At 53.5% G+C, this 19,691-nt stretch carries 17 protein-coding genes; 10 read left to right on the forward strand and 7 right to left on the reverse strand.

Translation table 11 applies throughout. The features are described 5' to 3' along the window. The first annotated feature begins 36 nt into the window (after window positions 1-36). Window positions 37-957, forward strand: a complete 921-nt coding sequence (locus AC0LWM_RS09260; protein WP_474674635.1) for an aldo/keto reductase — start codon at window positions 37-39, stop codon at window positions 955-957. 502 nt (window positions 958-1,459) lie between these two features. Here the strand turns inward: AC0LWM_RS09260 and AC0LWM_RS09265 are convergent. From AC0LWM_RS09265 to AC0LWM_RS09295, 7 genes are all read right to left on the reverse strand, one after another. After that, on the reverse strand, window positions 1,460-2,860 hold the full coding sequence (locus tag AC0LWM_RS09265; RefSeq protein ID WP_474674636.1) for a purine/pyrimidine permease: 1,401 nt from the start codon (window positions 2,858-2,860) through the stop codon (window positions 1,460-1,462). Beyond that, the gene (locus tag AC0LWM_RS09270) at window positions 2,857-3,720 is read right to left on the reverse strand and encodes a DUF72 domain-containing protein (RefSeq protein WP_474674637.1); all 864 of its coding nucleotides are present in this window, start codon (window positions 3,718-3,720) and stop codon (window positions 2,857-2,859) included. Before AC0LWM_RS09270 ends, AC0LWM_RS09265 begins: the two co-directional genes overlap by 4 nt. Before the next feature lie 243 nt (window positions 3,721-3,963). Beyond that, window positions 3,964-4,590, reverse strand: a complete 627-nt coding sequence (locus AC0LWM_RS09275) for a YcnI family copper-binding membrane protein (RefSeq protein ID WP_474674638.1) — start codon at window positions 4,588-4,590, stop codon at window positions 3,964-3,966. Window positions 4,591-4,713: 123 nt separating this feature from the next. Beyond that, window positions 4,714-5,373 carry a response regulator gene (locus tag AC0LWM_RS09280; RefSeq protein ID WP_474674639.1) on the reverse strand — a complete coding sequence of 220 codons (660 nt, stop codon included), beginning with the start codon at window positions 5,371-5,373 and terminating at the stop codon, window positions 4,714-4,716. After that, on the reverse strand, window positions 5,370-6,203 hold the full coding sequence (locus tag AC0LWM_RS09285) for a sensor histidine kinase (protein WP_474674640.1): 834 nt from the start codon (window positions 6,201-6,203) through the stop codon (window positions 5,370-5,372). Before AC0LWM_RS09285 ends, AC0LWM_RS09280 begins: the two co-directional genes overlap by 4 nt. A gap of 79 nt (window positions 6,204-6,282) precedes the next feature. After that, window positions 6,283-7,956 (reverse strand): copper resistance CopC/CopD family protein, encoded by a 1,674-nt coding sequence (locus tag AC0LWM_RS09290; protein ID WP_474674641.1) that lies wholly within the window; start codon window positions 7,954-7,956, stop codon window positions 6,283-6,285. Window positions 7,957-7,987: 31 nt separating this feature from the next. Further along, window positions 7,988-8,407: a DUF2203 domain-containing protein gene (locus tag AC0LWM_RS09295; RefSeq protein ID WP_474674642.1), complete on the reverse strand. Its 420-nt coding sequence runs from the start codon at window positions 8,405-8,407 to the stop codon at window positions 7,988-7,990. 261 nt (window positions 8,408-8,668) lie between these two features. Here AC0LWM_RS09295 and AC0LWM_RS09300 point away from each other — a divergent pair, with 261 nt between their 5' ends. The 9 genes from AC0LWM_RS09300 (at window position 8,669) to AC0LWM_RS09340 (ending at window position 19,673) form a co-directional block, all read left to right on the forward strand. Beyond that, entirely contained in the window at window positions 8,669-10,894 is a 2,226-nt protein-coding gene (locus AC0LWM_RS09300; protein ID WP_474674643.1) for a ribonucleoside-diphosphate reductase subunit alpha, read from the forward strand. Window positions 10,895-11,020: 126 nt separating this feature from the next. Next, complete coding sequence (locus AC0LWM_RS09305) at window positions 11,021-12,058, forward strand: ribonucleotide-diphosphate reductase subunit beta (protein WP_474674644.1); 1,038 nt, start codon at window positions 11,021-11,023, stop codon at window positions 12,056-12,058. A 153-nt stretch (window positions 12,059-12,211) separates the two neighbouring features. Continuing rightward, window positions 12,212-13,090 (forward strand): ABC transporter ATP-binding protein, encoded by an 879-nt coding sequence (locus AC0LWM_RS09310; protein WP_474674645.1) that lies wholly within the window; start codon window positions 12,212-12,214, stop codon window positions 13,088-13,090. Further along, on the forward strand, window positions 13,083-15,164 hold the full coding sequence (locus AC0LWM_RS09315) for an ABC transporter permease (RefSeq protein WP_474674646.1): 2,082 nt from the start codon (window positions 13,083-13,085) through the stop codon (window positions 15,162-15,164). The genes AC0LWM_RS09310 and AC0LWM_RS09315 overlap by 8 nt, the downstream gene beginning before the upstream one ends. Continuing rightward, window positions 15,161-15,823 carry a hypothetical protein gene (locus AC0LWM_RS09320; RefSeq protein WP_474674647.1) on the forward strand — a complete coding sequence of 221 codons (663 nt, stop codon included), beginning with the start codon at window positions 15,161-15,163 and terminating at the stop codon, window positions 15,821-15,823. Before AC0LWM_RS09315 ends, AC0LWM_RS09320 begins: the two co-directional genes overlap by 4 nt. A gap of 32 nt (window positions 15,824-15,855) precedes the next feature. After that, entirely contained in the window at window positions 15,856-16,452 is a 597-nt protein-coding gene (locus AC0LWM_RS09325; RefSeq protein ID WP_474674648.1) for an RNA polymerase sigma factor, read from the forward strand. Continuing rightward, window positions 16,442-17,281, forward strand: coding sequence for a hypothetical protein (locus AC0LWM_RS09330; RefSeq protein ID WP_474674649.1), 840 nt, complete (start codon window positions 16,442-16,444; stop codon window positions 17,279-17,281). Before AC0LWM_RS09325 ends, AC0LWM_RS09330 begins: the two co-directional genes overlap by 11 nt. After that, a complete protein-coding gene (locus tag AC0LWM_RS09335) occupies window positions 17,278-17,931 on the forward strand; it encodes an ATP-binding cassette domain-containing protein (protein WP_474674650.1) in 654 nt (217 codons plus the stop codon). Before AC0LWM_RS09330 ends, AC0LWM_RS09335 begins: the two co-directional genes overlap by 4 nt. A gap of 116 nt (window positions 17,932-18,047) precedes the next feature. Next, the gene (locus AC0LWM_RS09340; protein ID WP_474674651.1) at window positions 18,048-19,673 is read left to right on the forward strand and encodes a spore germination protein; all 1,626 of its coding nucleotides are present in this window, start codon (window positions 18,048-18,050) and stop codon (window positions 19,671-19,673) included. The last annotated feature ends 18 nt before the right edge of the window (window positions 19,674-19,691 follow it).

Genomic DNA, 19,691 nt, shown 5'->3' on the forward strand with positions numbered 1-19,691 from the left:
AGAGATTACGAATAGATTGAAGGGAGCGTCGAACAAATGAAATATCGCAAACTGGGCAGCACCGAGCTGAAGGTATCCGTCATCGGCGTCGGTACATGGCAATTCGGCGGCGAGTGGGGACTGACGTATACGCAGAAGGAAGCGGACGCCGTGCTGTCCCAAGCCAAGGAGCGCGGCATTAACCTGCTGGATACGGCGGAGTGTTACGGCGATCATCTGTCCGAATCCTTAATCGGCGGGTACATACAAAACGACAAACGCGAGGATTGGGTCATCGCGACGAAATTCGGGCATAAGTTCCATAATCATCTTGACCGGACGACGCATTGGTCGGCAGATGAGGTGCTTCAGCAGTTGGAATCGTCACTAAAAGCGCTTCGTACCGATTATATCGACCTGTACCAGTTCCACTCCGGACCGGACGAAGCGTTCGATAACGATGCACTCTGGACGATGCTGGATAAACAAGTGCAAGCGGGCAAAATCCGCCACCTCGGCATATCGCTCGGCAGCAACGACAACATTCACCAGACCGATGCGGCATCGCGTTTGAACGCCGAGGCGATTCAAGTCGTGTACAACCGGTTGAACCGCAAGCCCGAGGAGCGCGTATTCGAGTCGTGCGAGCGGCAAAACCTCGGCGTTCTTGCGCGCGTTCCGCTGGCCAGCGGTTATCTAAGCGGCAAATATAAGCCCGGCGCGGAATTTGCGGCTAACGACGTCCGGCAGAGCCATGGGCGCGAGCATACCGACCGTTTGCTGCAGGAAGTTGAGCAAATCCGCCTTAACGAGCTGCCGGAAGGCGTCAACTTGGCGCAATGGGCGCTCGCTTGGTGCTTGAAGCATCCGGCGGTAACATGCGTCATCCCAGGCTGCAAAGACGCCGCCCAAGTGAACGCCAACGCGGACGCTGCGGACCTTGTCAGCGACGATCATCCGCAAGCTTGGATCGGCTAAGCCGAGTGGCTTAGGGGCAAGTTCGCAAGTTCGATTTAAGCCCACTGCAACACTAACAACAAATAAAAAACCGGCCAATCTGATCTGCACCTCCGTTTGTTGGACTGTGTCTAACAAGTGGGGTGCAGTTCATTAACAAGATTGCCGGTTTTTTTATTTTGCACACAAAGTAGAATAAAGCTCCTTGGAGTTGAACGACCAACAATTTAATCCATGCTTCGGTCCACTTTCGCATGCACATAGAAAAAAGTTTCTGAAATTAAGCAACTACTTTCTGAATTTGATGTCGTTTTAAGCTTATCATCAATAATTCAGAAAATTTTTTCCGAAATTCAGAAATTTTTTTCTAATTTCAGAAATTCATTTCTGAATTTGATCATTTTCGAGTTTTCGAGTTCAAAATTAAGAAAAAAGTTTCTTAATTTCAGCCAAAAATTTCTATGTTAGCTGAAATTACCGCCCTGCTGCAGTCAGACCTCGTCCAGCCTCTTACGCCCCGCCTCTAGGATGCGGAGCCTTCGCGATTGCGTCTGCGCTCCGCCAGGCGGCCGCCCTGCTCCATCGCGATGCACAGCACCGTACCCAGCACGAGGCCGTTGTTGACGATCGGCTTCAGCATGTCAGGCAGCGATCCGATCGCATCAGCCGGAATAAACATGCTGCCGATACCGACCATGAGCGCCATGCCGATAACGAACAGCTGCCGGTCGTTCAGCTCGAGCGACCGGTACGACTTGAGGCCAATGCCGATCATGCCGGCGAACGGCATGAACAGCGTGGCGTAGCCGATCGGCATCGGCAGCGTCGCAAAAAACGAGGTCAGCGGCGGGAAAAAGCTGATCCCCATGAGAAAGACCGACGCGATGATAAACGGCAGCTTGGCGAACAGCCGCGTCGTCGCCATAAATCCCGCCGTGCCGGACACCGGTACGCAGCCGACCGCCGAAAACACTCCGGCCAGCCACGTGTTGATTCCCATCCAGATGCTGGTCCGGTTGTAGTTTACCGGCGGCTTGGAGGAGACGGCCCGAGCTGCTTCGGATTGTTCAGCGTCCAATCGATTAGGCCCCGGATGCGCTCCTTCCGGCTGAGCGGCCCCCGATTCGGTGCCGGTATCGCCTTCCTTCGGCATCACCTGCTCCACAACCTGGATCGATGCGATCATATTGGCCAGCAGCAGCAGGCCGATGAACAGCGACGTCACCGTAATGCCCGGCGAAAATTGCGGCAAGCCCCACTCGAACATGACCGGCAAGCTGAACCATGCTCCGGCGGCCGGCAGCTCCTTGCCAAGCCCAAGCGCTATGAACAGCAGCCAGCCCGCCGCCAAGCTGATGAGCACCGAATAGCTTCGCAAAAAGGCGTTCCGGCTTTTGGCCAGCACGATCGTCAGCAAAAGCACGAGCAGCGCGGGGCCTGCAACGAACAAATCTACGCCCGCCGTCCGATAGCCGACCCCGGCGATGCCCTTGACGATCGAACCGCCGATTTGGGCGACAAGCAAAATCAAGTATGTGCCCGTTACAAGCGGGGTAAACAGCTTCTTCACCCGCTCCATCCATCCGAACACGCCTAGCAGCACGAACAATGCGCCGCTAATCAGCATCCCCGACTCCAGCTGCCCCAGCGCGGTATGCAGCGGAAGCGCACCCGAGGTTGCGAGTGCGGCGAACACTAGAAATACGCCCCACCATAACCCTGCCGGTCCTTCGTATATCGGCAGCTTATGGCCGAACAGCACCTGCAGCAATCCGGACAATCCGATGATCAGAACGGTCCGCTGCAATAAACTTGCGATTTCGTCCGGAGGCAGGTGAAACGCGCCCCCGATCGCGATTGGCGTTACGATACTCGCTGCCAAGATGAAAGCAACCCATTGAAGTGACGACAATAGCAGCTTCAAAATAAACCCTCCCCGAACAAGTCCAGCTGACGCGGCGCAAGATCGCCGTATTCGATGCCCAGCAGCCGCATCATCGCTTTCGCATTTCCGGCCGCATGGCCGCCGGAATTGTTGTTAAACACCACATACACATGCTCGCACTGCTCCTGAAGCTGCTGGAGCCATATTTTCCACTCCAACAGCTCGGCTTCGCTATATTGGTACAAATACCGTACCTCACGCCAGCTTTGCCGGTCACGGCCTTCACTGTTCCAGCCGGCCGTGTTGCGGCCGTGAAAACGGACGATCGTCATCCGCCGGTCCGTCGGATGCAGCACTGTCGGCACGGAGCCGACCCCCGACTGCGGTTCGTCGCAGATGGAGTGAATCCAGCCCTCCCGCTCCATAAAAGCGAGCGTCTTCTCTCGCATATCCGGCGCAAACCAGCTTTGGTGACGAAATTCCAGCGCAACCGGAATATCGCCCATCGCTTCTTTGGCGTAACGCAGTTTGTCTACGTTCTCGCGCGTGCAATCAAACCACGGCGGGTATTGGAACAGCACCGCCGCCATTTTGTCCGCATCCAGCATCGGCTGAACCGAACTGCGGAATGCCCGGAACATATCGCCGTCATCCGCGAACGGATGACCGCCGCGCAAATGGCCGGTCATCCCCTGATAAGCTTTCACGACAAACGAAAAAGAGGCTGGCGTTTCCGCAGCCCATTTTCCGTAATTTTTGTCCGGCAGAATCGCGTAGAAGGAACTGTCCACTTCGACGGTCGGAAAATGACCGGCATATGCGGCGAGCTTGTCCTTGCCCGGCGTCCCGGCGTACAAGCTGTCTTGATCCCCCCAACCTGCAAGACCGATATAAATCATGTTCATCTTCCTTCTCTATAAGCTGATCTATTGTACATAATACAACAACAGCACAACTAAGAGAACAATCGTTATCACATAAATGACCGTCAGACGAGTAATATTCTTCCTTACGTTTTTCACGTATCTCGCATTTTCGCTTTTATTCTCTTTGGATAGTCCGACAGCTAAAGTAGCAACTAACGCAACAATCATAACGCCGATAGCCGCATAGATCATTCGGTCTCCTTCTTTCCGAAAGGATTATTTCTTTTTCACGACGCTAACGATGAGGGAAATCAGAGCAACAACCAATGCCGCAACCGCAACATACAACGCCGTCGGGTCATTTCCGTTATCCGAGCTTTTAGAGCCTTCTGCGCCAGATTGATCGTCCGAGGCGCCGTGTCCGTGCTCCGAGCCGTCCCCGGCGACAACCTTCGTGACGGAGGCCGGATATTTGGCGCTTTCGCCGGACTCCGTCCATTCCACCACTTTGCCGTCGGCATATGTTTGATAGGCTTTCCAAACAATTTCCTTCGCATCCTTGCCGACTTTGCCTTGCATGCCGAATTCGCCGAATTCATTTTCTCCGATGCCGGCGCCGGTGGCCGTCCAAGTAATCGACACGACTTTGTCCGTGCTGTCTTTTTCAAATTCATATTTCCAATCCGGCTTCGGCTCGACGCGCGAAATTTCAACGGTATCCGGAATTTTCACTTGAAGCTTCGTCGTTGCGACCTTCTCTTCCGTCGGTACGCGGACGATGAATTTTTCGTAGCTGCCTTGTTTCGCTTCCCGCGGATATACGACGACGTGCGCGCTTGCGATGCCCGCAAACAGCAGCATCGACAAACAGCAGGCAAGCAAAATCGTTATTTTTTGTTTCATCACGAACCCCAACCTTTTCTTGTTTAAGTATGTTTCACAGACTTAGTGTATCGCGTCCGAAATTCGTCCGCTATGACTCGAAAGGGCTATGGATGTTACTGAACTGTGACGAAACCGTGCCCGTTATTTGTCGACCCAGCCTCGCTCCAAGGCATAACGCGTAAGCTGGACGCGGTTTTCCAAATGCAGCTTTTGCAAAATGTTTTTCAAATGATTTTTGACCGTATGCTCCGATATGGCAAGCCGTTCCCCGATGTCCCGGTTGGAATCGCCTCTGGCGACAAATTCCAGAATTTCCCGTTCGCGTCCCGTGAGCGGCGACGGCTTCGGCGGCTTCTGTTCCTTAAGCGAGAACTCCTGCAAAATCCGGAAGGCGAGCTCCTTCGACATCGGCGCTTCGTCAATAGCTATCTCGCGCAAATATTGCTTCCAGGCGGACGGCTGCAAATTTTTGAGCAGGTACCCCTGCGCTCCTTTTTTGAGCGCCTCGAACAAGTGGGTGATGTCGTCGGAAACGGTCACCATGACGATTTTGACATACGGATATCTCGCTTTGATCGCTTTGGTCGCTTCCAGGCCGTCCATGCCCGGCATCGAAATGTCCATCAGAATGAGATCCGGCATATATCGCTCCGTCAGCGCAATCGCTTCCTCTCCGTTCTTCCCTTCGGCAACGATTTCAAAAGCCGGATCCGACGATAATATATCCCGCATTCCTTCGCGGGCATGGGCGTGATCGTCGACGAGCAATACACGGAACGGCTGCGCCGGCGTTTCGTTCATCGCGATTCCTCCTTCCTGATTTTGACGACGGTTCGATCGTGAATCCGTGCCAGCTCGAACCGCCATCCGGCCTGCTCGGCCCTTTCCTTCATCATGCTGACGCCGAATTTGGACGGCTGCTGCTGCGAATCCGGCGTATAACCCTCGCCATCGTCCTCGATGGAGCATACCCATCCCCCGCCATAAGGCTCGCAGCGGATCCAAACTCGCCGCGCCTTCGCATGCTTCTGGACATTCAGCAGCGCCTCGCGCAAAATCGCGAACAGGTCCACCTTGTCCTTGGAGGTCAACGCCTCCTCCGGCAACAGCCACTCCAGCTTGACCGAGATCCCCGTGTCGCGCCCGAACACCTCGATCATCGATTGGAGCGAGAACGACCATTGCAGCTCGGTCGGGGCGGGCGGCGTCCGAAGTCCCGCGATCGCCTGGCGGACGTCGTCGTAGACGCGCCGGATCGTCTTGCGGATGTTGTGCACATGCTCCCTGCCGTCGGGCGTAAGCTGCGCTTCCTCCAGCCTGTCGAGTTTAACCGATAACAGAAACAGCGATTGAGAAATGCCGTCGTGCAGCTCCCTGGCCATCTTCTCACGTTCCTCCAGCGCGGCCTTTATTCCCCGTTCCTGCCGCAGCGCCTCCTGACCGCTCTCCAGCATGGCGAACAGCTTGCGTATCAGCGTGATCGTAATGACAAAGACGAATATCGTCGCCAGCCAGTTGCCGAGTTCCATGGAGATATACGGCTCGAGGAACGTATGGCGCGCATATTCCCAAACGCCGATCGTCATCGTCGGCAATATGAGAATCGTCCATTTGATTTGTTTATAAGTCAAATTGTCCTCCCCCCAACCCGCCTGCTACTCATGAGTGTCATGACAACGCGGAAGTATGAACCGAACCGCCCGAGTCCCTTTAGTAGTTGCGCATCTCCGTCTTGTCGTTCACCACTTCATTGTCATCGCGATCCGTGACATGCAGCTCGACAAGCCATTTTCCCGGGAACGGAATGTACGGCCCTTTCGCCTTGTAGTCGAATTTGTTGAAGCCCGTAAAATCCGTTGCGTCCTTCTCGTCTTTGTATGGCTCGATCGGCACTTCGATCGGGGCGACCTCCTTGCCTTCCAGCGGCGTCAGCAATAGCGTTACTCTCTTCGGCTCGCCTTTGTCCGGCGGCAGCCACACCTTCACCGTTATTTCGTTAATACCCGGAACGTTCGGCGTAATCTCCACGCTCAAATGGCGCGTATTGCCCATTTCATGCCAGTAGAGAGGCTTGTTGCTCGGCAGCGGGCTTAAATACGTCAGCAGGCCGACAATCAGAACGATGACGCATAGCAGCGCGAAGTCGGTTTTGAACAGCCCCCCGGACGAGCGGAGGCTGCGGCGCTTCAGACGCCAGCGCAGTCCCGCTCCGACGGCAACGACCAGCAGCGTGGCCGTCACCTTGGCGATGAGCAGCGTCCCCCATTGCGTAAAGAGCAAATAGCTGAGGCTCGGCAGGAACAGCAGCGTCATGACGGCGCCCGATACGGCGAGTACGGCGATCGATACGAGCGCGGCGCCGGAGAAACGCGGCGCGAACCGCTCCAGCGCCTCGCGGTGGCTGCGCCATAGGACGGCGATGAGCAGCACGCCGCCCGCCCACAGCGACGCGGCCAGCAGATGCACCGCGTCGAGCGCGGCGACGAGCGCCTTCGGCTCGTACGAGGAGGCGTGGCCGCTCATGCTCTTCGCGGCGGCCATCGCCACGACCCACGCGGCGTCCAGCCAGCGGCTGCGCATGAGCAGCACGAAGCCGAGCAGCGTCAGCACGGCGGAGATCAGCCACGAGATGCCGACGCCGGTTCCCGTATACAGCTTCAGCCACTCGCTCGTCGGCTGGCCGGCAAGCAATTCCCGGCTTTGCAAGAACACAAGCGCCAGCAGCGCAAGCAATTGGACGCGCTGCAGCTGCAAGCCCCAAGCGCGGAACGTGCGGCGCAGCTCCTCCGTCTGCGGCCCGAAAAACGCGTTCCAAATAACAAAGCCAAGCAAAAACAGCAGTGCCGCGTAATACAGCACGCGCGAAGCGAACACGAGAAACTGCTCGACGGTCAGCTGGCTGCCGAGCTCATGCGCCTCATGCCCTTCATGGCCGAGCTGCTTGTGAACGTCGAACAAGGATGCATCCTTGCCCGGCGGCGGATTGCCGACCGTAAACACGTAGGAGCCGTCTACCGGGTGGCCGTCGGCCGAGATTACGTGATACGATACGGCGTATACGCCTTCGCCCAAGTTCGGCACCTGCAGCGAGATGCCGTGTTGATTTTCGTTCATTGCCGCAGCCTGTCCCGTAACGGATCTCCCGCTCGAATCCAGCACGGTAATCGAGTACAGCTCCTTCTCCAGCCGTTCGTTAAATTCCAGCACAATTTGCCCCGGTCCTTGCGAGAGCCGCGAATTGGCTTCGGGGACCGCATTCGTGAGCGAAGCGTGCGCGCTGGCGCGCATCGGGAACGCCACGAGAAGCAGCAGCATGAACAGAACCATGGCGACCGCGGAAAATTTTCGGTTTGACAGCAGCTTATGATCAACGAATAGATTCATAATGACAGATTCATTTCCTTTCCCTCGCGAACTACGATTCGTCCGCGATTTTTTTGCGGCCGGCAAAACCGTCATGCAAGCCGTGGTAATGCGAGATCCGCTCCTCCCCTTGCTTCCAGCATAACAGCACCTCTTCGCCGTCGACCAGCGCCGGAAAATCGATCAGTCCAAAGTCGATATCCTTTAATTCCACGCCATTCATCTCGAAGCTTTGTATGTGCGCCTTCGCTTCGATTTGCAGAAACTCGAGCTCGCACTCCAGCATGAAACGCTCGTCCTCCCTGGCGCTCGCATGCCCGCCGGCGGCATACTCTGCGCCTTCTACTTTCAGCTTGCGCAGATGCTCGTATTTGTCGTTGAATTGCCCTTTAATCCGCTGAATTTCCTCAAGCGATTGCCTTAACGCCGGGAGCAGTTCATTGGCCTCCCGCAGCGTGTAATATTTTTTCAAAATGCCCGCCTCCTTGTCATCGCGCAATTCCCAATTTCTCTTCTTGAAGTCAAGCTTTTTTTAACAGTGTACTAAAAATGATTCGAATTTACCATCTTCCTTGTCAATCCTTGACTTACACAATATATTGGTGTATTTTATTAATGCTGCATCTACATATTGTGTATCTCACAGTCTGAAACTTCGATTCGCAGCGATTCTGCAGCCGTGTTATACTATAATTCGCTATTATTTTTATACCGGGAAAAGAGGAGTCGGGTAATGGATATTATTAAACGTAACGGCCAAAAGGAAGAACTCATATTTTCCAAACTGAAAAAAGTTATCGATTTTGCATGCGACGGATTTGAAGGCGTCGACGCGCTGGAGCTCGAAACCGCGCTTCTCCCGCATTTCCGCAACAATATATCGACCAAAGAAATTCAACGGACGCTCATTCAGGTCGCCGTCGAAAGAACGAGCATCGAGCAGCCGAACTGGCAATATGTCGCTGCCAAGCTGCTTGTTTACGATTTGTACAAGGAAGCGGCTATCAATCGCAAATACGGATATTTCGGCTATGGCGACTTCTACTCCCTGATTACATATTTAACGGAGAAGGGCCGCTACGGCGATTATATACTGAAACATTATTCCCGCGAGGAAATTCGCGAGCTCGGCTCGTACATCGTGCCGGAGCGCGACTATCTGTTCAACTATATCGGGCTGAAGACATTGTCCGATCGCTATATTATCAAAGGCTTGGACGGCGAAATTCTCGAGCTGCCGCAGGAACTGTTCATGGGCGTTGCGATGCACCTGGCCATGAAGGAGCAGGATCGCGTCAAATGGGCGAAGCAGTTCTACGACGTGCTCAGCAGCCTGCAAATGACCGTCGCCACGCCGACGCTCGCCAATGCGCGCAAGCCGTTCCACCAGCTGTCCTCCTGCTTTATCGACACGGTGCCGGACAACTTGTGGGGCATTTACAACGTCGACCAAAGCTTCGCGCAAGTGTCGAAGTTCGGCGGCGGCATGGGCATCTACATCGGCAAAGTGCGCAGCCGCGGCTCCAATATTCGCGGATACAAAGGCGTTGCGGGCGGCGTCATCCCTTGGGTGAAAAACTACAACAACACGGCCATCGCCGTCGACCAGCTCGGCGTTCGTTCCGGCGCGGTCGCGATTTATCTGGACGTATGGCATAAAGATATTTTCGACTTCCTGAACTTGAAAACGAACAACGGCGACGACCGGATGAAGGCGCACGACATCTTCCCGGGCATCTGCATCCCCGACCTGTTCATGCGCAAGGTGGAAGAACGCGAATCATGGTATTTGTTCGATCCGCACGAGGTCCGCTCGATCATGGGATATTCCATCGAGGACTCGTACGGCGATGAATTCGAAAGACGCTACGAAGAGTGCGTCGCGAACGACCGCTTGTCGAAGGACGAGGTGCCGGCGATCGACATCATGAAAAAAATTCTCGCCAGCTCGTTCGAAACCGGAACGCCGTTCCTGTTCTTCCGTGATACGGTCAACAAGGCGAATCCGAACAAGCATAAAGGCGTTATTTATTGCTCCAACCTGTGTACGGAAATTTGCCAGAACATGAGCGCAACGGAATTCGAAACGACAACGCACGAAGACGGCATCATTACGTCCCGTTCCAAAAGCGGCGATTTCGTCGTCTGCAACCTGTCGTCGCTCAACCTGGGACGCACGACGTCGAAGGAAGAAATCGAACGCGTCGTATCGTGCCAAATGCGGATGATGGATAACGTTATCGACCTGAACCATTACCCTGTGCCGCAGGCGGAAATTACGAATAAGAAATACCGCGCCGTCGGTCTTGGCACGAGCGGTTACCACCAATGGCTCGCCTTGAACAAGATCACTTGGGAATCCGAGGAGCACCTGACGGCGGCCGACGAATTGTACGAGTGGATCAACTATTGCGCGATCAAAGCTTCGATGGAAATCGCCAAGGAAAAAGGCGCTTATCCGGTATTCGAAGGCAGCGAATGGCAAACCGGCGAATATTTCGCTTCCCGCGGCTACGACAGTCCGGAATGGCTCGCGCTGAAAGCCGAAGTCGCTCAGCACGGCGTACGTAACGCATGGATGTTCGCGATTGCGCCAACCGCTTCGACATCGCTCATCTCCGGTTCGACGGCCGGAATCGATCCGATCTTCAGCAAGTTTTTCGTCGAAGAGAAGAAAAACGCGGTTATCCCGCAAACGGCGCCAAGCCTGTCGCCGGAAACGTTCTGGTTCTACAAGGAAGCGCACCACATCGATCAGAAGTGGAGCATCCTCGCCGCAGGCAAACGCCAGCGCCACATCGATCAAGCGCAATCGTTCAACTTATACATTACGCCGGAAATTACGGCCAAAGAATTCCTCGATCTCTACATGCTCGCATGGGAGAAAGGCTTAAAAACGGTCTACTACTGCCGCAATAAGAGCTTAGAGGTGGAAGACTGCGTCAGCTGCTCCGCCTAATCGTGAGCATTCCAGGTAATTCGGGAACACTAAAATACATTCGATCAACAACAACAATGCCATCGTCACAGTCGTACCGTGATGATGGCATCTTGTCTGATCTATATCCGCAGGAGGAATTGAACCATGGAATTGCAAAAGAAAAAACTGTTCAACGAAGAAGGCGACCGCGATTGGGGCAAACGCCGGATGATCGGCGGCAATACGACGAACCTGATCGAATTGAACAACGTAAAATACGAGTGGGCGACCAAAATGTATCGGACGATGATGAACAACTTCTGGATTCCGGAAGAAATCCCGCTTGCGCAAGACGCCAAAGACTATAAAAATCTGTCGCTCTCCGAACGTAACAGCTACGATAAAATCATCAGCTTCCTGATCTTCCTCGACTCGCTGCAAACGGCGAACCTGCCAAACGTCAACGAGTACATTACGGCACCGGAGGTAAACCTTTGCCTGACGGTGCATACGTTCCAGGAAGCGGTGCACAGCCAAAGCTATTCGTACATTCTCGATAGCGTCTGCTCGGCGGAGGTGCGCGACCAAATTTACAACCTGTGGCGCGAAGACAAGCATCTGCTGAAACGGAACCGGTTCATCACCGACCTGTACGAAAACTTCATCGCCGATCCGTCGGCGCAAAACCTGATCAAAACGATCATGGCCAACTATATTCTCGAAGGCATCTATTTCTACAGCGGCTTCAGCTTCTTCTACGCCCTCGGACGCCAAGGCAAAATGCTCGGCACCGTCTCCGAGATCAAATACATCCAACGCGACGAGCTGACGCACCTGGCCCTGTTCCAAGGCATCTTCCGCGAAGTCCGCAAGGAAAATCCGGAGCTGTTCACGCCGGTTCTGGTTGAAGAACTGCGTCAAATGATGAAAACCGCCGTCGAGAACGAGATTACTTGGGGCCAATACATCTGCAACAACCAGATTCCTGGCCTGACGGACGAGATCATCGACTCGTATATCAAGTTCTTGTCCAATGAAAGACTGAGAAAGCTCGGCCTCGATATTCTGTATCCGGAAATCGTCGAGCATCCGATGAAATGGGTCGAAAGCTTCAGCAACATGAACGGCATGAAGACCGACTTCTTCGAGCAAAAAGTGACGAACTACAGCAAATCATCCAACCTGAACTGGGGCGACCTGTAAGCCGGACTTAAGGTTATCCCGCAGCGCATGCAACGAGCATGCGCTTTTCTTTTTGCCGTTTGGCCTCATTTTTTTATTGTACGGCACAAACTTTTTTCCGGCATGTCCGTCGTAATGGGTGCTTCCAAATATCGACGAACGGAGGAAATCCATTTGCGAATCGAAATCGAATCGTTATGCAAGCAATACGGCAAAGGTCATAAAGCGCTACAAGAAGTTCATTTGTCGATACATAACGGCATGTTCGGGCTGCTCGGACCCAATGGTGCCGGGAAAAGCACATTAATGCAAATATTAGCGACCGTATTGCCCCCGACGAGCGGCGAAGTGCGGATCGGCGACTATCGAATCGGCAAGGACGATCAGCATATTCGGCGTCTGCTCGGTTATTTGCCCCAAACGTTCGGATTATACGCCAAACTGACCGGCGAAGAGTTTCTGAATTATATCGCGGTATTAAAAGGCGTTCACGACGTCGGCGCCAGACGTTTGATCGTGAAGCAATTGCTGGACAAAGTCAATCTCGCTGACAAAGCCAAGCAGAAAATAAAGTCATACTCCGGCGGCATGAAGCAGCGGATCGGAATCGCGCAAGCACTTATCGGCGATCCGCAAGTGATCATCGTCGACGAGCCGACAGCCGGTCTCGACCCCGAAGAGCGCATTCGTTTCCGGAATCTGCTCGAAGAGCTGAGTCTTGAACGAATCGTATTGTTATCCACGCATATTGTTGCCGATATCGAAACGAGCTGCAGCCGGTTGGCCGTCCTGAATAAAGGCAAAGTCACCTTTCAAGGCACGCCCGATGAAATGATAGCCAGAGTTGAGAGTAAAGTATGGAGCGGAACGGTACGTGAAGACGAAGTTTATCTATATAAACTGAACGGAAAGGTCGTGAGCCGCCGCAAAACATCCGGTGGCTACGAGCTGAGGCTTGTATCGGAAACGATGCCGTTTCCAGGTGCCGAGCGTGCGACTGCCGGACTTGAAGATGCCTACATCTTTCTCGCGGGAAGTGATGCGCATGCGTAGCTGGTTCGTGCTTGCCTCCACAGAATGGCGTATTTTCGTGCGTGGTCCGTTGGTTTGGCTTTTCCTTATGCTCGGTGCAGGGCACGCCCTGCTTGTCCACAATTCCGCAAGCTGGTCGCAAAATATCGCTTATTACTTGCACCAATTCGAGTTTATGTACGTGGGTGTGCTTGGCGTGCTTGCCGTTATCGTCGGCATCTACGCTGCCCGCAGAGATAAGTCGGTTGGGATCGATAAATTGATCGGCAGCCAGCCTTACAGCTCCGGACAGCAGCAATCGGCGCGTTTTGCCGTATATTCGGTTCCTTTTATCGGCCTCTCTCTCGTGCCCGTCGCCTTATTCGTCTGGTTCAAGGTCACCCGTTTTCCGGAGGCGGAATGGTATCCGGCGCTATATTTGGCGGCAACCGCTTTTCCAATGGTATATGCGCTCGCGCTAGGCTGGGCGATCGGCACTTGGATCAAGAGCCGAATCGGTTATATTTTCGGATTTTTCATTTATTTCGTGCATATTTATGTCGGCATGCTGGTTATTGCCCCAAACCTGCCGGTATCCGCCAGATTAATTCCGAACTTTCTTTTATTCGATTTTAAAAGCATGGGTTATTTCGACGATCTGTTCGGTTTTTCGCACGATGCTTCCTTCTGGTATCACCGCGCGTTCTACGCGCTGATCGGAATCGGTTTGATCGGTCTGACCGTCGTTTCCGCAGCACGGATACGGAAAGAATGGTTCGTCCGTCGGAACGCTACCGTGCCGATCCTATGTACCATTGCCGCCTTCTTGGCCATGTACGCTCACATTCAAACGAAAAACGAACAAGCCTTACAATCGTTGCCTGCAAAGCCCGCTATGTCCGCTAAGCCTGATCTGCCCGACCAGTCGCAGCAATCCGAGATGCAATCGTCGATACCCGGCAATTCGCCGTATGTCAGCGCCTATAAGATCTCGATGAGTTATGAGTCTGGCGAAAAACTCGTCATGCATGCAGAAATGAAGGTTCAGACTGATGCCGGAATAGCCGATGGCTCTGATCGTCGGTTAGATTTCCGATTAAACGGGCAGCTCCGCGTTTCGGAGATCGCAATCGAAGGAAAAGAGGCCTCATTCGAACAATCGGGCAACAAGGTTCGTCTTGAATTGCCGGAAACATCCGCTGACAATCAAGGTGATCGAGAGCGAACGATCGGCATGAAATACGAAGGAAAAGTTTCCGAGTTTATTCTGACACACGATGGCATGTTGTTTCCGGTTCACTTCGCCAACCGGTACCAGGTGAATCTGCCGGCTGCTTCCAACTGGTACCCGCGCTTGGATAACGCCCAGCCCAGCCTGTTTACGTTATCCGTCACCTACCCGGGCACGACACGGCTGTTCAGCAATCTGGATACGGTGAGCCGTTCCGAGAACGGCAATAACAAGCAATCTATCCGTTACGAAGGCTTATCGGACAGCCTGAATTTGTGGGGCGGCCCATTAATCGAAGTGATCAAGGAATCAAACGGCATTCGGACGAGAGCCATCGTGAATGAATTAAACGATAAAAAATATACCGCGAGAATCGTCGCTTATTATCACGAGGCAAGGTTATTGTTTAACCGATTGTCTGCCGTTCCCGCGACTGAGTCTAGCGTAACGATGGTGGCCAGTGACTGGATACATGCCGGATATTTGAATGACTACGGCGCAGCGGGCGGGGTTGTCGGCATCAGTTCTTATGTCTTCAGCGGATTGAATACCGACGAAGAAGCAGTAAGCCGCTCGATTCCGCAGCTGATCCGGTCGAGCGCGTTGTTTGCGAAACCGCTGAGCCGGACCAATGAATTCATACTGAAAACGGCCATCGCCGCTTATTTAATCAAACAAACGAACGATAAACCCTATGCTATGCCATGGGATGATGCGCAAGAGTTCGATACATCCGCCGTGCAGCCGTTGCTGGACTCGATTGCCAAGGAAACCCCCGAACATAGCGAGATGCTTATTCGAGCGTTGGTCGACGCATTGCAATCCGATCCCCAGTCGAAGCTGGATGTGGCCGGCATTTTGTCGAACAAGGCGGTGAACCGATGAACCGATGGCTGCTGCATTGTAAAATCATTTCGTCCGCTCTCGTCTGGGCATCCGCCGGAATCGCCGCGTTCCTGGTTGCCGCCGCTTTTCTGCTGGATCGATTGCGTTTCGTCGAGTCGGTACAGCTCGTTCATATGACAGCCTTTTTCGAGCTGATGCTGCCGCTTGCCGCCATTTTGATCATGTCGCAGCTATTCGCGGAAGAAATGGAACCGGGAATCCCCCAATGGCTCATGTCCCTCCCTACCCGCAACGGCATGCTCGTGCTGCAGCGGTGGGGGATCGGAACGGTACTGCTGCTCGTTCTATACGCAGTTTCCGCCCTAATTGTCCATATCGGCGTTTTACCGATCCCACTCGGTTCTTTTACGCTAGAAATGCTGCCGCCGGCGCTTTGGCTCGGCAATCTCGCCATGCTCGCGACGCTCGCCTTCAGAAGTTATGTCGGTGGATTAAGCGCACCGTTATTGTATTGGCTTCTGGAACTTTTATCGCGCGGCGGCATCACGCAACGTTATTATCTGTTCGCCGCAACCTTCACGGACAGATCGTCTTTATATTCGAACAGATTCGCGCTGCTTGCGATGTCTTTCCTTGCGCTGCTCATCAGCGTATGGCTATTTACGCGAAGATCGTATTTTACAAAACAAAAGAAATAACCTGCTAACCGATACAGAGAAGGAGGAACCACATGACGGACGAGGAACTGCTCCTGGAAATGAGCAAAGGAAGCGGAACCGCGTTGGAAACGCTCGTATTTCGTTATCATGCCGCCATACAAACCTATTTGCACCGAATGGTAGGCTCGGGAACGACGGCGGAGGATCTTGCTCAGGAATGCTTCGTAAGAGTGATGGAAGCTGTCCGCAAAAAAAGGCTGCCCTTGTCGTTCCGACCTTGGATTTATAAAATCGCGACCAATCTATGCCGGGATCATTGGCGCAAAGCATCCAACCGCATTGAAATGGCTGGAGTTGCCGAGCTGGAGCTATTCCCGGCTAGCGACAACGTCGCGCTCATCTACGAAAAACAGACGGAACGGGAAATGGTCGTCCGGGCGCTGCAAAGATTGGACGAGGAACGGCGCCAGCTCATCGTATTGCGGTTTTATCAGGAGTTGAAATTGGCGGAGATCGCCGAAATATTAAACGTACCGCTCGGGACGGCCAAAACCAGATTGTATCAGGCCATCAAACAGCTCAATCAGTTGATCGGAAGCGAACACCCGGCTGAGGAGCGAAATGCAGCAAACTATTCAAGCGCAAGGAGGAGCGGACATGATCGATAAAGAGACGATTTGGAATGATCTCGAGGATCAGGATCGAAACGAGCAGTCGCGCCGCGAAATTGCCAATGCGATCGACAAGCTGGAACGGTATACGGTTCCGACACCTGCAACGAAGGAAACGGCGGATTTAGCATCCCTGCTCGGCAAACGATGGGAGTCGGAGCGTAAGCCGACATTCGTCGAAACGATGCGAAAGTCCGCACGCGTACTGCTTATCATCCAACCTCATCTGAACTTGTTTAAAGGCGCTTTTTGGCTCGCTTCGTTATGTATCGCGGCGTTAGGCTTACTGCTCGACCGTTTTGCGGCTGACGAATCCGCCGTTCAACCGTTTCTGTTCACGGCACCGCTGCTCGCGGCGCTAAGTGTATGCTTTGCTTTCCGCTCATACGGGACGCCGATGTTTCAACTGGAAATGTCGATGCCGTTGTCGCCCGTACAGCTTATTTTCGGCCGGTTAACGCTTGTGGTCGTATACGACATTGCGATTGCGCTATTGTTCTCTATCCCCATCGCCGGCAATCAAGGGTTTGCCGCTTTTATATTCAGCTGGCTCGTCCCGCTAGGCGTAACTAGCTTTACGGCGCTTGCGGTTATGCTTTATTCGGGCTTATATGCCGGTCTGATCAGCTCGCTCGCTTTATGGATGGTGCAGCTGGTCATGAATAAGCACCTCGGCATATTGTATTTGTTCAGCAAAAATACGAACGCGCTGTGGCTGCAAAGCAAAATCGCAGGTTGTCTGATCATCGTGCTGCTATTCGCCGTATTATGGAACAAAATCCGCAAGCTTGGGGTGCCGGCATTCGGGGAAGGACGCACATCATGAACTTGACGATGCATCGAATCAACGTCGCCGATCGGGCCGGCCGCAGCATGCTCGGGCCGATCGATCTCGTATTCCATAGAGGGCTGAACGGGTTGATCGGTCCTAACGGCTCCGGAAAAAGCACGCTCATCAAAACATTGGCGCAAATATATACTCCGAAAAAAGGAAAGGTCGCATACGAACTCGACTGCATCCCCCTCCTGCCGTTTGAGGCACGCAGGCATACGGGCTACTCGCCTCAAGAAATAGCCATTTACCCCGAGATGTCGATTCGGGATTATCTCGGTTATATCGCAGGGCTTAAATGTCTGGAGCAAAACACGGTGGATTCGGAGCTTCACAAAATAAGCCGAATGTTCGGGTTGACGCACATTTGGCATGACAAGCTTCAGAATTGCTCCGTCGGACATCAAAGGCTCGCCATGATTGCGCAGGCGTTCCTCGGCTCCCCCTCGTTTCTGCTGCTGGACGAACCGTTCGTCAGCCTCGATATCGAGCAGCGCAATAAGCTGCTCGAGCTTCTTCAATATGAAGCGGAGCGAGCCGTCGTGCTCGTATCGAGCCACGTCACCGAAGAAATGGCCGGCCAATATGACCGAATCGTCACTCTTTGCGAAGGGATCGTCTCCGCAGATACTGCCGACTACTGAAACTTTTGGGCTGTTATTGAACCAGCCCCTCCATCCCCTCCTCTTCTACATACATATTTTTTCCTGCACATGCCAAAAATATGGTCACCTTCCATTCCAACCGAACGGGGTGACTTATGAACAAATCCAGTTTCAACGACACGTTCCGGTATTTGCTCAAACAAACAACGAGAAACAGGAACAAAATTCATAGCGAACCGGCTCCGAATCTTCCAGATCCGTTGCATGCCGGGCTGGATCAGAACATCGATCACGTGAAAGCAACGCTCGGCAACAGCACCGATCTCGTGATTCGCGAATTTCGCATCGGTGCGTCCGGCGGCCATAGGGCGGCGACGCTGTATACCGACGGGTTGGCGAACAACGCTACGATTAACAGTTTCCTCGAAACGATTATGCTCCGGCAAAGCGAAGAAAGCGGAAACGCCGATGTGAAACACAATTCCAACATCGGCGCCGGCACTGCGGAGAAAACGATTGAATTTCTGAGGGAATCCGCTTTGACGCTTGGCGCCATTCGAGACGTAAGCGATTTTTCAACCTTGTTTCTAAATCTCTTGTCGGGAGATACGATTCTGCTGGTCGACGGCTCCCCTCATGGCATTATTGCATGTACCCGGGATTGGGAGGATCGCGGCGTTCAAGAAGCCTCCGTTCAAACCGTCGTACGCGGCTCGAGGGAAGCGTTCTCGGAAAACTTGCGCACGAATACCGCGTTAGTTCGCCGCCGCATCAAGGATCCGAGGTTATGGCTGGAAACAAAGCGGATCGGCGAAATTACCCAGACGGATGTCGCGATCATGTACGTGAAAGGAATCGTAAGCGATCAAGTCGTGGAAGAAGTACGCCGTCGATTGGATCGAATCCGTATCGATTATATCCTGGAAAGCGGCAATATCGAGGAATTGATTCAGGATGAAACGTTCACGCTGTTTCCGACCATTTATAATACGGAACGTCCCGATTCCGTCGCCGCCAACCTGCTCGAAGGCCGAGTTGCCATTCTCGTAGACGGTACGCCTGTCGTATTGCTCGTACCGGTTCTGTTCGTGCAATTTTTCCAATCGCCCGAAGATTATTACCATCGAAGCGACTTTGGCCTTATCCGTATGCTTAGAGTCATTTCATTCTTTATTACGCTGCTCGCTCCTTCGTTGTACATCGCGATTACAACGTTTCATCAGGAAATGCTCCCGACAACGCTGATGATCAGCATCGCCGCACAACGCGAAGGCGTGCCTTTCCCGGCAGCGGTCGAAGCGTATTTGATGGAATTCACGTTCGAAATATTGCGTGAAGCCGGAATTCGCATGCCTAGGGCAATCGGACCCGCCATATCCATCGTGGGCGCGCTCGTGCTTGGAGAAGCAGCCGTGCAGGCCGGCCTCGTGTCGTCCGCCATGATCATCGTCGTGTCCATCACCGCGATTGCGAGCTTTGTTTTCCCCTCGTTCTCGATGGCCATCCCGGTGCGGATGCTGCGCTTCGGGTTAATGGCACTCGCGGCGAGCTTCGGGCTGTACGGCATATTTATCGGGCTCATCACCCTATCGCTTCATTTGTCCAGCTTGCGGTCGTTTGGCATTCCCTATATGGCTCCGCTCGCTCCATTTAATGCCGACGACCAGAAAGATACGATATTCCGCTTTCCGCTCTGGGCGATGCATACCCGTCCTCGGCTCGTCAGTCAAAAAAAAATCGTTCGCGAGCACACATCGTCCCCCAAGCCGGATTCGGAATAATGCAGCATGAAAGGATGA

It is taken from the genome of Paenibacillus sp. sgz302148, assembly GCF_056120465.1.